This is a genomic window from Trinickia sp. EG282A, assembly GCF_040965455.1.
Taxonomy (GTDB): Bacteria; Pseudomonadota; Gammaproteobacteria; order Burkholderiales; family Burkholderiaceae; genus Trinickia; species Trinickia symbiotica.
This window is the reverse complement of the sequence record NZ_JBFRCC010000005.1, coordinates 53,884-72,106: the sequence shown is the minus strand read 5'-3', so window position 1 is coordinate 72,106 and position 18,223 is coordinate 53,884. Positions and strand designations below refer to the sequence as shown.

The following is an 18,223-nucleotide window of genomic DNA, read 5'->3' as shown; positions in this document are numbered from 1 at the left end:
TCGTGCAAAGCCGCGCGGCCACTTCTTGCCCCATTTGAGCGCATGCTTCTGCGTGTCGTTGCAGAAGTTCCAGACGTAGTTCACCGCACGGCTTTGCCGATTGAGCAAGCCATTGAGGGATTTCACGCGGTAGCGGTAGACGAGCATCGTGCCGACGATGCTAACCCAGGAATGCCGCCTTTCGGCGGCGCCCCTTTCCTCCTCGGACTGAAGTCCGAGGTTTCTCGGAGCAAAATCTGATGAAAACCCTCGAAGAAAAGCACGCCTATGGCCTAAAGGTATTCGGCGAAATCATGGGCGAAGAAAAGGCAGCCGGCTTGCGCGCCGCAAGCGAGTCCAGCGGTTTTGGCGCTGACATTTCACGACTCGCCATCAACTATGCGTTCGCGGATGTATGGGGCGACGACAAGCTCGAGCGCAAGCAGCGCAGTCTCGTGACGCTCGGCATCCTCATCGCCAGCCGCCAGACGCTCGAGCTCAAGAACCATGTCCGCATTGCGGTGCGCAACGGTTTGAGCGCACGCGAGCTGGAAGGCGTGCTTATTCAGGCGCTCCCCTATGTCGGGTTCCCGGCAATCGCCTCCGCCACCACGGCCGTTCTCGAGACGCTGAGGGAACTCGGTATCGACACCACCACCCGAACGTCGGAAGAACGCGGGCTGCTGTAAAGCGGCATTCGATCGCACAGGTCCCCGAGGAGAACACCGTGGAAACAACAATCGTGGATATCGTGCCGACGATGCGCGAGCTCAATGTATCGAACGATTTGCTCGGCAATCAGGCCGCGCTGCAAGCGCGATGGGACGAAGACGGTTATTTGTTTTTTCGCGACGTACTGGATCACGGGCCGCTGGAACGGATGCGCGGCCTGCTCGTCGATCACCTGGACCGCCATGGATTTGCGCGCCGGCAAGATCCTGACGTGCGATGGACCGGTAAGGAACGCGAAAACTTCAGCTTCTTTCCCGTCAAGGAAATGAACGAGCAGCGCGCCGCGCGCATCGTGATGGAAGATCCCGCTATTCGCGCGTTCTTTCAACGCCTCTTCGGCGTACCGCTATATTGGGTGCCGTTTACCGAATATCGCACTTCGCCTCCCGCCATCGACAAAAGCCGCACGCGCTTCGACTTCATTCACGCGGACGCAATCTACAGCGACCGGCTCGATTTCATCATCTGCTGGGTTCCGCTCAGTAATATTGACGCGCAGGTGGGCGGGCTGGCTGTCGCCGAGGGCTTGCACAACCTTCCCTCTCTGCATACGAAAGACGGCGACAAGATCAACTCGATCCAGCTATCGCAAGTGCCGCGAGACGCATGGAGACGCACGAACTACCGCTTGGGCGACGTCCTCTTGATGAGCCGAAACACGCCGCATTCCGGCCTGAGCAATCACTCGGATCGCTTTCGGCTTTCGCTCGACACGCGCATTTTGCCGCACGGCGGCACGTTCCCGTTTGCGCCGCGCTTGCCCTATGTCGGCACCCTGACGTCGATCACGCCGAATGAGATCGTCTTGCGCGATGGACAAGGCGAGCACGTCTTGCGGTTGGACGAAACGAGTTATCTGCGCGGCTTACAGGGCAACCGAGTGCGCGGCGAAGAGATCCGCGCCGTCTATCAGCCGGGCTGCGAGGTCATCGTTGCGTATGAAGGCGACCTCGTTCAGACGATGCGGCCGCAGCATTGACATCATTTCGCCGGAGCCTCAACCTCGTTCAAGGCCCCAGGCTTGACTTATCCGAGCCGTCACGCGCTGCCCGATCGCCACATGGCAGCCGTGATAAGCCAACAGCTGCTGTTGGTCTGGCAACCCGATCAGCACCTCGTAGCGCTCGCCACGGAACACGCAGTCCCGCACTTCGCCTACCACCCCGCTCTCATCCAACCGAACGTGTTGCGGGCGAACGAGTACCGGCACGCGTTGCCCCTCTGCGCAGCCGAGTGCGTCCATCAACGGCTGCCCATCGATAGGCCCGAGCGGTTGTCCGACTACCTCGAGCAGGCTCCCGTTCCCGATGAACCGCGCGAGCCACTCGTTACGAGGACGTTGATAGAGTTCCTCAGGCGTCGCCCATTGCACAAGACGCCCGCGGTGCATCACTGCAACGCGATCCGCGAGCGCCATCGCTTCAGCCTGATCATGGGTGACATAGACGAAAGTGGCACCGGTGCGTCGGTGGAATTCCCGAAAAGCCTGCTCCATCGACGCACGCAGATGACGATCGAGGTTGGCGAGCGGCTCGTCGAGCAGCACGACTCTCGCTTCGCTCGCAAGACAGCGCGCCAACGCCACGCGTTGACGCTGACCGCCCGAGAGGGCTTGCGGTGCGGCATCGGCGTATTCGGCGAGGTGCACCGATTCAAGTGCCTCGCGCACGCGCCGCTCATATTCCGCTGCGCGCACGCCGCGTAGTTTCAACGCGTAACCGACGTTTTGCGCGACGCTCATATGCGGCCAAAGCGCGTAGGACTGAAAGACCATGCCCATCCGCCGATGCTCCGGCGGAACGTGTGTGTCGGGGCTCGATAACACCTGATTGCCGAGTACGATCTGCCCGGCATCGACATTTTCGAAACCGGCGAGCATGCGTAGCGTCGTCGTCTTGCCGCAGCCGCTCGGGCCGAGCAAAGCAACGAAGGCGCCAGCCGGTATCGCCAAGTCCAACCCATCCACCGCCATAGCATCGGGATAACGCTTGCTCACGCCCCGCAATATCAAGTCCGCCACGGAATCACCCCTCTTGGCAGACGGTGGGAAAAGAGGCCGAGGAGTCCCATCAGCGTCCCGACCAACAAGACGATTGCTACGGCAACCGCGGCGGCCAGTGCGTTCTCGCCGCTTTCGTTCAGATTGAAGATCAGCACGCCCAGCGTTTCGTTGCCGGCGCTCCATAGCAATGCCGAGACCGTCAATTCGCTGAACGCCATGAGAAACACCAGAATGGCTCCGGCAAGGGCCGACGGCGCCACGAGCGGCAACACAATATCGCCGAGACTTCGCCTGTGATTGGCGCCGGCAAGCCGCGCTGCCTCCTCGAGCGACAGGTCGAGCTGGGCGATGCTGGTTTGCACCGGCTTGAGCGCCACAACCATGAAGCGCGCCAGATAGGCAAGGAGAATGATGATCAGGCTGCCGTAAAGGCTAATTTCGATGAACGGCAATGGACGGGCGAACAGCAAGATGCAGGCGATCGCCAGCACCACGCCCGGCACGGCGTACGGAATCTCGATGGCTGCAGCGAGCCACGCGCCTAACCGACCGGGACGGCGTACCAATTGCCATGCCACGGGCACGATCAACAAAGGCAACAGGACCGCGGCCGTAACGGCAAGCGTCGTGCTATTGCGCAGCGCACGCAAAGTAACGCCCTGTCGGCCGAGCATTTCGCCATAGGCCTGCAAAGTCAATGTGTGAGCGTTGAGCGCGACACCTATTGCAGGCACCAGCGAGCTCGCGACGAGCGCCAGCAGCGGGGCAAACAAGATCGCCGCAAGGATCAACGCCATCACCGCTTCGACGACTCCGCGCGCCCGGCCCAGGCGCAGCATGACGCGAGCGCTCTGGCCGGAAAGCCGATGCGCGGGGCGCGCCAGTAGTCGAGACTGCAACCCGATACCGGCCAGGGCGACCGCGCCGATCAGCAGCGATAGCACCGCGACCTGGGGCAGCGTCGCGTTGCGGAAGCTCACCATCTTCTGATAGATCAGCGTAGGCAGCACGTAATAGCTGGCCGGAATGCCTAGCAGTGCAGGAATGCCGAAGTTGCCGAGCGCTGAGACGAACACGAGCGCAGCAGCGGCAAGAAGACCAGGGCGCACCAGCGGGACAACGATGTCGCGCCACACGCGCACCCGGCTGGCGCCCGCCAGCAGAGCCGCTTCGATAAGATCCGCAGGCAACGCCACCAGGCTCGCCCGCAACGACAGAAATACCATTGGCGCGTACTGGATTCCCAACAACAGCGCGATGCCGCCGGCCGAATAGAGCGGCTGGGGACTGCCGAGAGGCGGTGCGAGCCCCAGCGTCTTCAATAATGGACTGGCCGGGCCCGTCAGTTGCAGCCATGCGAGCGCCGTTACCTGCGGAGGGATCATCATCGGCAGGACGAAGCAGAAGGCAAAGATGCCCTTTGCGCGCAAGTCGGTCAGCGTCAGGGCGAACGCAATGAAACCGCCGAGCAGTAGTCCGACGATCGTACCCAATGCGCACGTATAGACGCTATGGCTCAGCGCCTGCCAGGTCGAGGGCTCGGTCAGCACGTCCAACCCTGACGGATGGGTCGACCATTGCCGCGGGCTCAACGCTTCCCATACTAAACGCGCGGTTGGCGCGACGGTGAGCGCCGCCACGGCCAACACCGGTAGCAGGATCGCTCGATCACCCATTTTCGTGGAGCCCGCCGCGCGGGCCGCACGTGAGCGCGTCATTTAGCCGTCCCAAACAGCGCGTTGAAACGGGCCTTGTTGGTTTCGGCAGCCGCAAGCGCCCGGGCAGGATCGACCGGCAGCGGTTTGATCTGATCGCGACTCGGGAAACCGGGCGGAACCGGCAGCGAAGCGAGCGCAGGAATGTAGCCCTGGGAAAGCACGAGCTTCTGACCGTCCTTGGACAGCAGGAAATCGACGAATGCACGCGCCGCCTGAACGTGTCGCGCCTGTTTGAGGATCGCGACCGGCTCGGTGACCACACTCACGCCCTCTTTGGGGAATACGAATTCGATCGGGGCACCTTTTGCCTTCTCGCGAATCGCCATGAAGTCAACCAGCATGCCGCATGTCTTCGCGCCGCTCGCAATCGCGCTGAGTACACCGCCATTGCCGCCTTGCGCGCTCGCCCCGTTAGCTTTGAGCTTCTCGTAATACGCCCAGCCAAGCTGCGGATTTGCGCTCAGCGCAGCGAGATGAATCATCGCCGCGCCCGAATACAGGGGGCTGGGTAGCGTGACCTGGTTCTTCACCTCGGGCCGCGTCAAGTCATTCCAGCTGGAAGGTTTGAATGGGCTGCCCGTGTTGTACGCGATGCCGGTAGTAATCAACTTCGTCCCGTAGTAGTAGCCCTCTTTGTCGTACAAAGTCGGGGCGTATTGTCCGCGCTCGTCGCTCAGATACGGTTGAAGCAGGCCCTTCTGCTTGAGGGCTTGCATGGTGAGGCTATCGGCGATCAACAGGATGTCGGGTTTCGTCACGCCCGCGGCAATCTCAGCCTCGAGGCGCGTCATCAGCTGAGACGTGCCGTCTCGCACCCATTCCACCCGTACTTCCGGATGGATTTTTCGAAAGGCGTCCACCGTTGTTTGCGCATCGGCGGTCGGTTGACTGGTATAGAGCACGAGCGCATCGTCGGCTGCCTGCGCATAGCCTGCGCCGAACGGGGACACGAGCCATCCAAGCACGATGGCTGTAAAAAAACTTCTCGTATGTGCGCTCAAGGTTGCAGTCGGACGTGTCATTAGTCGCAAACAGGGCATGGCTGGCAAAATCCAGCAAGCTGCACGATTTGTGTGACGGGCCGATGAACCGCCTGCGAGCCGCGACGCCACTTTGCCGCCAAGGATCGAAGCGACATGGCGTGGAGATGAGACTCTTCGCAGCCGCCAGGGGAATCGTTCCCCTCGTCCGGGATTTTGGTGGCCCCCCGGAGTCGAAATATTCATGCCCGGCCAGTTTCGGCAGGGCCTCAGTAGCTCCGAGAACGCGGGATACCGTCAGCCATACCGTCTCTCACGTGTCCTTGGCGACTATCCTTCATGGATACGCAGACAAAAATCCCGCACCAACTGCACGAATTCGTTGGCGCGCTCGACTGTAAACTTTGCCTCGTCAGCGTCGACGTCCTTGAACGTGTAATCGGCAGCGATGCAAATCGCCTCGGCGTTATTGAACGCACGCCCCCATTGCCTGTCGATCTTGCCGGCGGCCACCAAGTGCTTGCCGAACATCCCAATAACGCCCTGATGTGTGCTGACATTGTCGATGTCTGTGATCGAACCGGACGCGACGAGCGCGGCACGCGCAGCATCAAACATCGCGTAGTAGGCACGGTTGCAAGCGCCGGTTGTATCCCCTGCCTTCAACAGCATGTCGGCAGACTCCGCGGCGCGTTCAGCGCGCAATAGCAAGGTCGAGACTGTCACGAGACACGCACTCCGTCATGCTCGATTTTACGCAGCAACGTCGGATTACTGTATGCGTCCGGGTCAGACCATTCGTCCTCCCAGATCGGCAACGCTTGAACAAGAATACCGGTCTCGATCATCACGTCGAATGCCACATCAGACATAGTGCGGACAATCTGCCAGTATTGTGTCGGCGCTCCCGGCAACAGCACCGCGACATCGGCATCGCTGTCGGGCCGATTGTCGCCTCTGGCTCGCGAGCCATATAGCACAGCACCGCGAATCGGATACAGCGCTGTAATTTGCCTCAAAAAGGCACGCACTGCGCGATCCGTGGCCCCATCGAGCGGATGATCTTTGAGGGTTTGCATGTCGTTAACACCAAAAGATCCTTGAGAATCGAGCAGCGACTGCTGTGACCTTTTTCGAGTCTAGCACGGACCTTCTGGAACGAGATGTCGGGAAGTGGCCGCGACCGCGGCATGAACGCTGCCGTCGGACATTGACGTCGCCAGAAGTTCGACCACCGCCAACTCCCGCCGAATGGCGCTTCGTTCGAGAGATCGTACGCGCGCGGTGAAAGCGTGCCCTAGGTGCCAATAGCGACGAATAAGCTCCCGCAGGAGCATATTCAAAAGGAATTTGGTGGGCCCCCCGGGAGTCGAAAGATACTTCCTTTACCAGTAGCAGCAGGACACCATGGATTCTCAGCATCCGAGATACCGCCGAAAATACCGTCGTTCGGCATAGCCGCATGCCTTGCCGCGACGCTCCGGCGGTTATGGATCAGGCGGTTCCAGACGTCCGTACGACAATGACAGACGACGTGATTTCGTTGAAATCTGCCCGGAAATGAACCGAGCTTTTTAGCGCTAGCACACGCATCGTCTGCGGTTCGATCCCGACATGACGAAAAATTGACTGATCGGCGGCCTGCATCGTACGTGACGACACTATCACGTGCACACCGGTATGTTCGACGCGCAGAAGCGCGAGGGGGCCGAGATCAATGGGTGAACCGCGCCACATCGGACCAGTCCCCGTAAAACGCCCATCAGTCGTGCGCTCGACGATGAATACGCCCTCAAAAGGCACGTTGCCCCGCAATGGAGCGCGGCCGCCTAACGCCAGTCTAATGCGAGCGCCCGCGCCAACGGCATGTGACGCCAGCGCGGACTGTGCATCGCAGACAATAGCGGCGACCGCCCGATCGGCATTGCGTTCAACCAGTGCGCGCAGTATTGCCGTGTTGTCCGATGGCGCCCCCGCGCCTGGATTGTCGTCCGTGTCGCACAGCACGACCGGCAAACCAGGCTCAGCCGCCACGCGTCGAAGGGCTTCGTCAACCGCATCAGCGGGCGCGAGCGTCGTTTCAGTGAAACGCTCGCGCTGTGCCTCGATGGCTCGCGCGAATTGGTCCCCGACGCGCTGCACGGTCGCAAGGTCCTCACCGTACGAGAGGACCGTCTGTTGACGGCACGCGACATCGGCCAGTGAGAAGCCGCTCGCCCATGACATGGAAGCCAACCGTTCGTCGCCCTCGGTGCGTTTGAGCAGCATCATAAGCGATCGTGCTGGTTCCACGAGCGTGCATTGTGCAGTAAGTGGCGCGACAAAATTAATTTCCGCCATCGCCTTCGCCCATGGCTTGCCTCGCATGATGCGCTCGATCAGCAGACGCGCCGCACGCGCCCCGCACTCGTCCATGTCTACGTGGGGATAGCTCCGGTACACGACCATCGCGTCGCTGAGATCAAACGAACGCCGGCTGATGTTCGCATGCAAATCAAGACTCACGACAATGGGCAGCGCATCTCCTGTACACGCGCGGATACGCGCCAATAACTCGCCTTCGGCATCGTCGTGAGAAACCGTTGCCATTGCGCCGTGCAAATCGAGGTAAAGCCCATCGAGTGGACCAGCCGATAGCAGTCGGTCGATTACTTCATCGGCGAGCACATCGAACGCATCGTCCTCGACGCGGCCCGATGGAGTCGCCGCCGCCCAAATCAGCGGCACGATGTTGGCCTCGCCCACGCGCGTGTCGGCGGTAAGTGCGGCGATTGCGCCGCTCACCGGTAGGTTCATTGCGCCGAGTGTCGCCGCGATCTGCTCACCCTTTTGCCAGCCCGGCCATCCGCCGCCGACGATAAAAGCCTCAAGCGGGGTACTTGCCGCCTGTGTATTGGTCTCGTGCTGAATACCACCAACGGCGATTCTCATCGACGCGTTCTCCGGCAATGGCTCAAACTACCGCAAGACGACGCGGGCTGCGCGTCAGCAGTTCAATGCCACCGTCTGTAACGAGCACCGTCTCGCTGAACGCAATACCGCTGGCCGACACGTACATATGGAAGATCATGCCCGGCTCCAACACCCACTCGGAATTGGCGAGGAACACGCGCGTGAAATCGCTCGTATGCGGCGTCGATTGCGGGTAATAGCCGAGCGTGTACCCGGTGATGTTCGGAAACGTGCTGCGCAGGCCAGCAGCGACAATCGCATCGCGCGCGACGGCGTCGACCTTTTTCGCTACCGCTCCCGGACGCATCGTCGAAAACTGACGGTCCTGAATCTCAAGGAGCTTCGACGCGATGCGTTGTTGCTCGTTACTCGCCTCACCCATCACAGCCGGGCGCATAATGCGCGCGCTATAGCCATTCACGAACGGCAGCAACTCCATATGCAGGATCTCGCCGCGCTCCAGCGGACGGCTATGCAGGTTGCCGTGCAGAAAGGCATCGCCGACGCCGTTCGTGATGAGACCTGCACGGCCGGAGTCCGCGCCGTGCCGCATGAATGCGTAGCTAACAGCGGCGGCGGCATCGCGCTCCGACTTGCCGACGCCCGACACCGCGAGCGCCTCGCTGATTGCAATATCGCCGATCTCTGCCGCGCGGCGTACGTACTCAATCTCGGCGGGCGACTTGCGGGCGCGCAGCACTTCGAGCACGCCGGAGAAGTCACCGAATCGCGCTTGGGGCAGCGCGCTTTTCAGACGGTTGAAGCGGTTGAGCGTCATGCAGTACGAATCGCCGTCCAGCCCAATATGTCCTGCGTCCCAGCCACGTTCGCGGAGGAGCTGGGCGAGCACCTCGAGCGGGTCCTGCCAGTCCGAGAAGCTGACGTGCTGCGAGAGCCAGGTTGTTTCCATGAACGGCCGGTGATCGAGCGCGCGCAACATGAACACCGGCTCGCCTTTGAGCGGCACAACGCAGGCGCGGTACATGTTCTCCGAAATGCCGAAACCGCTGATATAGAACAGGAAGTCAGTCTGATCGATGATCAGCGTGTCGAGCTGACGCGCACGCATGGCGGCACGCACTTTCTCCAGGCGGTCGCGGTATTCATCAAGCGAAAACAAAAGGTTTTTATCGATACTCATGAGTGGGGCGTAATCGTAAGAAGAGGTTCAAGAGTAGGAAAATCAGGCGCGGCGGCCGGCCAACGCGCTCAGGCCGAGCGTCGTCGCCGATACCATGACAAGCAGCGCGCTCACTGCGGCGATTTTCGGGTCGAGCTGGAACACAACGGCGTTCCATATCCGCACGGGCAACGTCTGCGACGATGTGCCGGCCATGAAAAGCGCGATCAACAGTTCGTCAAACGAGGTAAGGAACGCAAAAATTGCGGCGGACATCACGCCGGGCGCGATGATCGGCAACGTGATGCGGCGGAATGCGGTGATACGGCTCGCGCCGAGACTCAGCGCGGCGTCTTCGAGACGCCCATCGAACGCCTGGAGGGTCGACGCAAGAATGATCACGGCTATCGGCGATGACACGACCGCATGTCCAATCACGATGGCGCCGATGTTGCCGAATATGACGACGTCAGAAAAAAAGAAAAACATAGCGATGGCCGCGATGATGTTTGGCACGATCATCGGTAGCAGGATCAGCGCATAGACCGCACGCTTGAGCGGAAAGCGATGCCGAACAAGCGCAAGCGATGCAAGCATCGACAGTGTCAACGTAATCAGCGTCGAAATGAAGGCAATGCGCACGCTCAGGCAGATCGATGCCAGCCATTCCGGATCAGTGAGTACCGACACAAACCAACGCATCGAGAGCGTCTTGGGCGGAAAAGACAGATAGCCGGCATTGTTCAGCGCGAGCGGAAAAACGAGCAAGATTGGCGCGGCCATGAAGAGGAGCACGGCGCTCGCGAAGATCGCGAGCGGCAGGCTGGTTCGACGCGGTTTCACAGTTTTGCCTCAAAAAGTCGGTTAAGTCCGATCAGACGTTCGTACAGCGCGAACAGCACCAGCGTGCTTGCGAGCAGCACTGCGGCGAGCGCGGATGCGAAGTTCCAATCGAAGTAGGTTTCGACCTGCGCCTCGACGACCATGGAGATGAGGCTGTCCTGCTGGCTGCCCATCAGCGCCGGCGTGATGAAGTAACCAAGCGACAGAATGAATACAAGAAGCCCACCAGATGCCACGCCAGGCATGGACAGCGGAAAGAAGATGCGCCAGAACGCCCGGGTGCAGCCAGCGCCGAGGCTTTCGGCGGCGAGCAGCAGGCGCGTATCGACGGAACGCATGACACTGTAGAGCGCGAGAACCATGTAGGGCAGAAGCATGTACGTCATGCCGATCAGCACGCCGGTGCGGTTATAAAGCAACTTCACAGGTTCGTCGATCCAGTGCAAATGCATCAGCAGATCGTTGATGATGCCGTGGCTGCCAAGGAGCACCATCCATGCGTACGTGCGCACGAGCACGCTCGTGAAATAAGGAATGATGACCAGGATCATCAATAGCGTTGCTGTGCGCGGTTTGCGCTGCGACAGGAAATACGCGAGCGGATAGCCGATCACGAGCGTAAGGACCGTGACGAGCGCGGCGATCACGAAAGTGGTGCGCAAAACCATTAGATACGCTGGTCCTTGCAGAACACGGAGCATGTAGACCGGCGTGAATCCGGTCTTGTCATGGACGGCGCGAACGAGCATTGCGGCAAGCGGATAGATAAAGAACACCGCGACGAACGCGATGAGCGGCAGCAGCAGCCAGAAGGCGGGCGCGCGCGGCCGACGCATCGGCACGGCACGCCGGCGGTACATTGGCAGGGCGCTCATGCTGCGTTCTCCGCTTTCGTGCATGATGAGTGCATCAGCCATGCGCTCCGCGCGTTGGTCATAAGCGTGACGCCGTCGCCTGTCACAGGCATCGACGGTGCACCGGTGTTTGGCAATTGCACCGCCAGGCTCTGGCCGTCAGCGAGCGCGACGGTGTACTTCACTGTATGGCCAAGATAAAGAGAATCGATGACATGCGCGTCGAGCGTGGCGCCCTCGCCGTCGGCCCCTTGCCCACGCTTCGACAACATGATGCGCTCAGGCCGCAGCAGCGCGCTCGCACGCTCGCCTGGACGCAGCGACGGGGCCGCCCCGCCATAGAGCGCGGCGCCGTTGGCAAGGCGCAGCACGGCACGTCCGTCATTTACCGATTCGACCACGCCATTAAGCAGGTTCGACTGGCCGACGAATTCCGCGACCCAGCGCGTGAGTGGCCGTTCATAGAGATCGGCAGGCGTGCCGATCTGCGCAATAGCGCCGTCGTGCATCACGGCGATACGGTCCGAAAGAGTCAGCGCTTCCTCCTGGTCGTGCGTGACCAGGACCATCGTCGTGCCAAGCGACGTGTGTAGCGCCTTGATCTCGCGCTGCATGCGCTCGCGCAGGTTTTTGTCGAGCGCCCCGAGCGGCTCGTCTAAGAGAAGCGCGCGCGGATCGAAAATCAACGCGCGCGCCAGCGCGACTCGTTGCTGCTGGCCGCCCGAGAGCTCGCGCGGGTAGCGATGACCTTTATCCGCGAGCTGCACCGTCTCCAGCAGTTGCGCGGTCTTTTCCGCGATCTGTTTCTTGCCAGCCCGCCGCATCTGCAACGGAAAAGCGAGATTTTGCGCTACCGTCAGATGAGGAAACAGCGCGTAGTTCTGAAAGACCACGCCGAGATTCCGCCGCGCGGGCGCGAGGGCCGTGACCGTCTCGCCACCAATCAGCACCTGCCCCGAAGTGGGCTCGACGAAACCGGCGAGCATCATTAGCGAAGTGGTCTTGCCCGAACCGCTTGCGCCGAGCAGCGTGACAAACTCGCCGGCCTCGATCTTCAGGTCGAGATCGCGCACGGCCGCCGCGCGGCCATAGGTTTTTGTAATACCGCGCAGTTCGAGGCTTGCGCCGGCAGTTTTCGACTTGCTCATGCTTACGCCTGAAGGACCCACGATTGCCACTGTTGACCCACCGACGCCAAATTGTCCGACCACCATTGCGGATCTTGCTGGAACGACTCCGCGAAGTGCTCTTTGGAACTCGGTAGGCGCGCCAGCTCCACAGGTTTCAGCAACGCACGTGCTGCGCTGTTGGTCGGCCCGTACGCGAGATGGCGCGCAATCTCGGCCTGCACTGACGGCTGCAAGGCGAAATCGACGAACTTTTGCGCGTTCGCCGCGTTCGGCGCATCTTTGATAACGCTCAAGCATTGCGTCTGGCGCTTCGCCTCGTTCCATTCGATCGCGAGCGGCGCGCCCTTATCGATCAGATCCTGGGCACGGCCGTTCCAAAGTCCGCCGAGCACGGCGTCCTTGCGCTCCATTAATTGCGCGGACTGAGCGCCGGTCGTCCACCACGCCGTAATCAGCGGCTTGATGCGCGAAAGTGATTTGAGCGCGCGCGGAATATCGAGCGGATAGAGCTTATCCATCGACACGCCGTCGGCGAGCAGAGCAAATTCCAGTTCAGCAGACCCTGATTGCTGGTCCGCGAGCGTGCGCGCGCCGGGGAATTTCTTGGCATCCCAGAATTCTGCCCATGACTTCGGATGCGCGCCGTTCTTGAAGATTTCGGTGTTGTAGACCATCACCGTCGAGAAGAACAGGCTTCCGACGTAGTTCGGCTTGCGCACGATCGGCTGGATATCGTCCGGGTGCGTGAATTTCATCTTGTCGTAGTCGATCGGCGCCAGGGCGCCGATCTTGTCAAGCGTGACCAACGCGATGTCCGCAAGGTCCACGACGTCAATGGATACCCGGCCTGCCTGCACCATCGCACGGATTTGCGCAGCGGTCGCAGGTTGGACGACCACTTCAATACCTGTTGCGGCCGTAAACGGCTTGTGAATCGCTGAGGCCATCACCTCCTGATACGCACCTCCAAGGCCTCGCACTACGACCTTACCGGCGCCTGCTGCAGCGCGCACCAAAGACGGTGCCGTGAAAGGCAACGCGCCTGCTGCCACCAATCCAGCGGTTGTTCCAAGGAAGCGGCGTCGGCTAACATCAGCCGGACGTTCAGGGTCATGCGGATCAGCTGCGTTTTCGCTGTTTGTGTCCTTGCCCGATTTCATCAGTTAGTCTCCTTTTCCTGATTGTCCGGTCGCGTTCGACCGGATCTTTCGATGCAGCCGTCGATTCGTCGCTCACGCGCGCATGCCGCAAGCGTTCATCCAATTGCGCTGCCAGTGATGGCGTGTTGGCGTGATCATCGTGGGCATTCCAATGCGATAGGAGACGCCAGGCGTCGTCGGAGCGTTGGAGGAGCGCGGTGGCCCGCTCGCGATTGCGCGTCATCGTGAGCGTGACGAGCCAGTTGATGAGACCCATCGTGCCAGCCTGCGACCACCAAGCGAACGACGCACCATCGCGCCCCACCACGAAGGAATCGATGGAGGCCTGCGCAAGCGGTGAGGAAGGTTTGTCGGTGATGGCGACGACGTGAGCGCCGTACTTGCGCGCGATCTTCATTAGTTCGATCGTGTACGGCAGATAACGCGCATAACCGACACCGATGAGCACGTCGTCCGCACTGAGATGCCGAATGCGGTCGGCGATGTCGCCGTGGCCGACAATCAGCGTCTCGCAGTTGCCCAAAATCTGGTTGAGGTGCATCGAGAGCAGCAGCGCCAACGGATAGGTGGTGCCATGACCGGTCACCCAGATGCGTCGCGCGGCAATCAACCGGTCGGCCACGCGTTCGCCCAGCGCAACGGGGTTGAGTCGCGCGGTGGCTTCCAGCAGGGCTGCGTCGGCTGAGAAGACTTCGTTCTTGAGGTCTTCACCGGCAGCCAGTCCTTCTTTCGAACTGCGCATGCCGCCTGCGCCGACTCGCTCTAGCAAACCCTCGCGCAAAGCACTGCGCATCTGCGGGAAGCCCGGATAACCGATGGCGCGCGCGAATCGCACTATCGCCGCGTCGCTCTGCCCCGTCGCGTCGCCGAGTTGCCGCGCAGTCAGAAACGCGGCCTGCTCGGGGTGATCGACGATATGGCGAGCCAGCGCCTGTTGAGCGCGCGTGAGCGAATCGAAATTCTGACGAATCGCCTCGAAGAATGATGCCGGAATGGCCGTATTCGAATCCATTTGTCGCGTACGCTACAATGTATTCGCGTAAATGTAGTGTCTGCGACATCCCCCTGTCAAGTGTTCAAGTCCTGGGGAAAACACCAGAAGCCCTCTAGGAACAGACCGCTAATGGCGTGCCCGATTAAACCCAACCCGGAATCCGGAATTGAGGCCAGCTTGGTCGTTGTACCCGGAGCAGGGACTGTCAGCGCGGCACTAAGCGGTCCCTGAGCGACAAGGCCGCTCGGCTGCGGCAGCCCAAGCGGAGCGTCATCGCGATCTCTGGCGGCCAGCCGCCCCCTCCCCCGAGCTTCGTCAAGGCGGACAATGACAGCCAGTCCAAAGGTTCTGGACAATTGGGCGTATGAGAATGGCGTGCAAATTTCTCGGGCCCTGGCAAGCCAACCGATAACGCGAGGAATGAGTCGTTCAACGAGCGCTTCGGTGAGGAACCCGGTGGTTCGGGAAAAACCGGACCCGATTGATACAAATCAGCGTCAGTCGTCAGGCGCTCGCGAGCGCCAGGCGCGCAACTTCCGCAAAATAACGGGCGCCCAGCGGGAGTATGTCGTCGTTGAAGTCGTATGCCGCGTTGTGCAACGGCACGCCACCCTTTTCGCGGACATCGCCGTTACCGATAAAAATGAAGTTGCCCGGAACGGCCTGAAGGAATGCGCCGAAGTCCTCCGAGATCATCATCGGCTGAACGTTAGCATCGACACCTTGTGCACCGGCCACTTTCGTCGCCGCGGCCACGGCGAGATCGACGTACTCGGGTGAATTCACTGTCGGCGCGAATTCGTGCGTGTATTCGAAGTCGCATTCGACTCCATGCATCCGGCAGATGCCCTCACTGACTTCGCGCATGCGCGTGGCGAGCAGCTTCTGCACTTCCGGCGAATAGCTGCGCGTGTCGCCCTTGATCGTCACATTCGATGGAATCACGTTACGCAGACCGTCTGTGATGATCTCCGTGCACGAGATCACCGCCGGCAGGCTCGGATCAAGGTTACGCGAAATGATCGTCTGCAAACCGAGCACGATCTGCGAGGCGATCACGATCGGATCGACTCCCATATGCGGACGCGCCGCGTGCGTGCCTCTCGCCTTGATATGGATGACGAAGTTGTCTTCGCTCGCCATGATGCCGCCCGGCCGCGTCGAAAACGATCCTGCGGGCATGCCCGGCATGTTGTGCGCGCCGAAGATCGCATCGACGGGGAAACGCTCGAACAGGCCGTCTGCCATCATGGCCTTCGCGCCGCGTCCGTGCTCCTCCGCCGGCTGGAAGATAAACCGCACGGTACCGTCGAAGTCGCGCGCTTCCGAGAGCAAGCGCGCCGCTCCAAGCACCATCGCCATATGCCCGTCGTGCCCGCACGCGTGCATCTTCCCAGCCGTGCATGACGCATAGGCACGCGCGGGTGCATCCTCCGAAATGTTCAGCGCATCCATATCCGCTCGAAGGCCGATGGCACGCGTCCCATCACCAACCTTGAGGTTCGCCACGACACCTGTCCCGCCAATGCCCCGATGGACCTCCAAGCCAAAGCTCTCGAGAAGCGTGGCAATGTAGTCGGATGTCGCGACTTCTTCGAACCCGGTCTCGGGGTTGCGGTGAAAGTGATGCCGCCAATGCTTCAGCTTCGATTGCAGTGTGCTTTCCATGCTCGCGATATCCCTCAAAATCGACATAAAAGTCGCGCCTGCAACGGCTCGCCGCGGCTTCAGGAAAAACGGCGATCCCCCGCCGCACCGCCCCGTGCATGGCGGGAGGGTCCTGTAGGCAGTGCCTGCGGACGAATTCCTCCAGCCGCTGCAGCGTTCCATTGACGCGATGCCAAGGCGAAAATAATATTTCAAAGCATGCTCAATTCGGATGCGTTCCGCCCCGTAGCTTTGCAATAAAATTTCACGGCCTGCCCCCATGACCATGCTAGACAACTACGATCTCAAGTTGCTGAGCGAAATCCAGCGCAACGCCGATACGCCCCAAAGCGAACTGGCGAGCCGCATCAATCTTTCGCCGGCGGCCGTCAACCGCCGGCTCCGCCGATTGGCTGACGAGGGAGTCATTGACCGCTACACGGCTATTCTGGCCCCGGAGAAGGTCGGCTATCCTCTAACGATCGTGAGCATGATCGAAGTCGAAAGCGAGCAAATCGACCTGCTCGACGCGATGAAACGCACTTTCGAGGCATGCCCGCAGATCCAACAGTGCTACTACGTGGCTGGCGAGTGGGACTTCGTGCTGATTTTCTCCGTCCGCCATATGGAGGAATACAACGACCTCACTCGGCAGCTCTTCTTCGCCAACAACAACGTCAAGCGTTTCAAGACGCTCGTCACGATGAGCCGCGTCAAGGCCGGACTTGACATACCGGTCGCGCCGTCAGCGTGAAGTCTCAGCAAGAAATGCGACGAACCAGCGACGATCGTGAGGCTCCGGCAAGCGCACACGATCCCCCGTTCAACGATTCCGATGCTCGGGATCGAGCCTTACCTCACGACGCTCTGGTCGTGCCACTCGCCACCGCCATATCGGCGCACGGTGATGGCACCATTGCGAATATCGCCGTTCTCGTCGAATTGAATGACTCCAGTGACGCCCTCCATCCGGAGTTCACGAAGCTTGGGCAGATACACCTTTGGGTCAGTCGACTGGGCCAACTGCATTGCATTCGCGAGCGCCATCGTGGCATCGTAGGAATATGGCGCGTACAGCTGAACCGGCACCCCGAAACGCTGCTGGTAGCGCTTGAAAAACGCCTCCCCCTGCGGCATGCGTGCGCGCGGCACACCTGCCAGAGTGCAATACATGTCGTCGTTCATCGACGCGCCTGCAAGCGCGATAAACTGCGGTGTGCAGGCCTCATCCCCGGCAATCAGCTTCGCGTTGATTCCCAGCTTGCGCGCCTGTTGAGCGAACGCAGCGGCCTGCGTGTCTCCCCCTGAGAACATGATGGCCGACGGCGTATGGTTCTTGATGGTGGTGAGCACGGCCATCCAGTTGGTGGTCTTGTCCGTCCCATATTCGCGATCCACGACCGTGCCGCCTGCCGCTTTGACGGCCTTTTCTACTTCATCGGCCAAGCCTTGGCCATAAGCAGTCCGATCGTCGACGATCGCTACCTTTGTCGCCTTCAGATCTTTCACAACGTAAGTGCCGATCACGTTGCCTTGCCGAACATCATTCGCCACCATTCGAAACACGTTCCGATAGCCCTGCTGCGTCAGCTTCGGATTTGTCGCGGACTCGGAAATCATTGGAATACCGGCATCGGCATAGATTTTTGAAGCGGGAATCGACGTCCCCGAGTTCGCGTGACCTATCACGCCCGCCACACGATCGTCCACGAGCTTCTGGCCCACGACCATGGCCGTTTTTGGATCGGCCGCATCGTCCTGCGAATCGAGCACGAACGTGACGGCCTGTCCACCGATTTTCAACCGTTTCGCGTTCAGATCCTCGATCGCGAGGCGTACGCCATTCTCATCATCCTTTCCGATGTGTGAGAGTTCGCCGGTCAGTGGCGAGACCTGCCCAATTTTCACGGTGACGTCGGCCTGAGCCGATATCGTCTGGAGGGCCAGTGCGACGCCAAGCATCGCGGGGAAAACTTTTGAGATGTTCATGATCGGAACTCGCATGGTGAAGTACTCGCGTGGCAAATGAGCGGCCGTTGCTTCCGCTCCAGTCCGGCACGTGCGCGCCGGCTGGATCAATGCTACGGAATGGCCTCGATCGCCAATATTGGC

At 60.6% G+C, this 18,223-nt stretch carries 17 protein-coding genes and 3 pseudogenes; 4 read left to right on the top strand and 16 right to left on the bottom strand.

Translation table 11 applies throughout. The annotated features are described in order from the left end of the window. Positions 1-6 precede the first annotated feature (6 nt). Positions 7-147: pseudogene (locus AB4Y31_RS23185) on the bottom strand (RNA-guided endonuclease TnpB family protein); the annotation flags it as partial. 92 nt (positions 148-239) lie between these two features. Between AB4Y31_RS23185 and AB4Y31_RS23180 the strand changes: the two are divergent. Beyond that, entirely contained in the window at positions 240-668 is a 429-nt protein-coding gene (locus AB4Y31_RS23180) for a carboxymuconolactone decarboxylase family protein (RefSeq protein WP_107152411.1), read from the top strand. 38 nt (positions 669-706) lie between these two features. Then, positions 707-1,690, top strand: coding sequence for a phytanoyl-CoA dioxygenase family protein (locus AB4Y31_RS23175; protein ID WP_368676010.1), 984 nt, complete (start codon positions 707-709; stop codon positions 1,688-1,690). An 18-nt stretch (positions 1,691-1,708) separates the two neighbouring features. Here AB4Y31_RS23175 and AB4Y31_RS23170 read toward each other — a convergent pair whose 3' ends face one another. The 13 genes and pseudogenes from AB4Y31_RS23170 to AB4Y31_RS23110 all read right to left on the bottom strand — a co-directional run. Continuing rightward, a complete protein-coding gene (locus tag AB4Y31_RS23170) occupies positions 1,709-2,731 on the bottom strand; it encodes an ABC transporter ATP-binding protein (protein WP_368676009.1) in 1,023 nt (340 codons plus the stop codon). Beyond that, positions 2,719-4,431 carry an ABC transporter permease gene (locus tag AB4Y31_RS23165; RefSeq protein WP_368676008.1) on the bottom strand — a complete coding sequence of 571 codons (1,713 nt, stop codon included), beginning with the start codon at positions 4,429-4,431 and terminating at the stop codon, positions 2,719-2,721. The genes AB4Y31_RS23170 and AB4Y31_RS23165 overlap by 13 nt, the downstream gene beginning before the upstream one ends. Next, positions 4,428-5,381, bottom strand: coding sequence for an ABC transporter substrate-binding protein (locus AB4Y31_RS23160; RefSeq protein WP_368676007.1), 954 nt, complete (start codon positions 5,379-5,381; stop codon positions 4,428-4,430). The genes AB4Y31_RS23165 and AB4Y31_RS23160 overlap by 4 nt, the downstream gene beginning before the upstream one ends. A 360-nt stretch (positions 5,382-5,741) precedes the next feature. Further along, entirely contained in the window at positions 5,742-6,137 is a 396-nt protein-coding gene (locus AB4Y31_RS23155) for a HEPN domain-containing protein (RefSeq protein ID WP_368676006.1), read from the bottom strand. Further along, on the bottom strand, positions 6,134-6,490 hold the full coding sequence (locus AB4Y31_RS23150) for a nucleotidyltransferase family protein (RefSeq protein ID WP_368676005.1): 357 nt from the start codon (positions 6,488-6,490) through the stop codon (positions 6,134-6,136). Before AB4Y31_RS23150 ends, AB4Y31_RS23155 begins: the two co-directional genes overlap by 4 nt. Positions 6,491-6,905: 415 nt before the next feature. Next, on the bottom strand, positions 6,906-8,342 hold the full coding sequence (locus AB4Y31_RS23145) for a M81 family metallopeptidase (RefSeq protein WP_368676004.1): 1,437 nt from the start codon (positions 8,340-8,342) through the stop codon (positions 6,906-6,908). A gap of 22 nt (positions 8,343-8,364) precedes the next feature. Further along, on the bottom strand, positions 8,365-9,504 hold the full coding sequence (locus tag AB4Y31_RS23140) for a M24 family metallopeptidase (protein ID WP_368676003.1): 1,140 nt from the start codon (positions 9,502-9,504) through the stop codon (positions 8,365-8,367). A gap of 42 nt (positions 9,505-9,546) precedes the next feature. Continuing rightward, the gene (locus AB4Y31_RS23135) at positions 9,547-10,326 is read right to left on the bottom strand and encodes an ABC transporter permease (RefSeq protein WP_368676002.1); all 780 of its coding nucleotides are present in this window, start codon (positions 10,324-10,326) and stop codon (positions 9,547-9,549) included. Next, positions 10,323-11,201, bottom strand: coding sequence for an ABC transporter permease (locus AB4Y31_RS23130; RefSeq protein ID WP_368676001.1), 879 nt, complete (start codon positions 11,199-11,201; stop codon positions 10,323-10,325). Before AB4Y31_RS23130 ends, AB4Y31_RS23135 begins: the two co-directional genes overlap by 4 nt. Continuing rightward, positions 11,198-12,328, bottom strand: a complete 1,131-nt coding sequence (locus tag AB4Y31_RS23125) for an ABC transporter ATP-binding protein (protein WP_368676000.1) — start codon at positions 12,326-12,328, stop codon at positions 11,198-11,200. The genes AB4Y31_RS23130 and AB4Y31_RS23125 overlap by 4 nt, the downstream gene beginning before the upstream one ends. A gap of 2 nt (positions 12,329-12,330) precedes the next feature. Then, positions 12,331-13,470, bottom strand: coding sequence for an ABC transporter substrate-binding protein (locus AB4Y31_RS23120; RefSeq protein ID WP_368675999.1), 1,140 nt, complete (start codon positions 13,468-13,470; stop codon positions 12,331-12,333). Beyond that, a complete protein-coding gene (locus AB4Y31_RS23115) occupies positions 13,430-14,251 on the bottom strand; it encodes a MurR/RpiR family transcriptional regulator (RefSeq protein WP_368676577.1) in 822 nt (273 codons plus the stop codon). The genes AB4Y31_RS23120 and AB4Y31_RS23115 overlap by 41 nt, the downstream gene beginning before the upstream one ends. A gap of 3 nt (positions 14,252-14,254) precedes the next feature. Continuing rightward, positions 14,255-14,482, bottom strand: a pseudogene (locus AB4Y31_RS23110) (MurR/RpiR family transcriptional regulator); the annotation flags it as partial. 175 nt (positions 14,483-14,657) lie between these two features. Between AB4Y31_RS23110 and AB4Y31_RS23105 the strand changes: the two are divergent. Further along, positions 14,658-14,916: pseudogene (locus AB4Y31_RS23105) on the top strand (IS3 family transposase); the annotation flags it as partial. Positions 14,917-14,968: 52 nt separating this feature from the next. On the opposite strand, the gene AB4Y31_RS23100 reads toward AB4Y31_RS23105, so the two are convergent. Then, on the bottom strand, positions 14,969-16,132 hold the full coding sequence (locus AB4Y31_RS23100; protein WP_368675998.1) for a M20 aminoacylase family protein: 1,164 nt from the start codon (positions 16,130-16,132) through the stop codon (positions 14,969-14,971). Between the two features lie 265 nt (positions 16,133-16,397). Between AB4Y31_RS23100 and AB4Y31_RS23095 the strand changes: the two genes are divergently transcribed. Continuing rightward, the gene (locus AB4Y31_RS23095; RefSeq protein WP_102607107.1) at positions 16,398-16,865 is read left to right on the top strand and encodes an Lrp/AsnC family transcriptional regulator; all 468 of its coding nucleotides are present in this window, start codon (positions 16,398-16,400) and stop codon (positions 16,863-16,865) included. A 98-nt stretch (positions 16,866-16,963) separates the two neighbouring features. On the opposite strand, the gene AB4Y31_RS23090 is transcribed toward AB4Y31_RS23095, so the two are convergent. Continuing rightward, the gene (locus tag AB4Y31_RS23090) at positions 16,964-18,100 is read right to left on the bottom strand and encodes a branched-chain amino acid ABC transporter substrate-binding protein (RefSeq protein ID WP_368675997.1); all 1,137 of its coding nucleotides are present in this window, start codon (positions 18,098-18,100) and stop codon (positions 16,964-16,966) included. Positions 18,101-18,223: the final 123 nt, after the last annotated feature.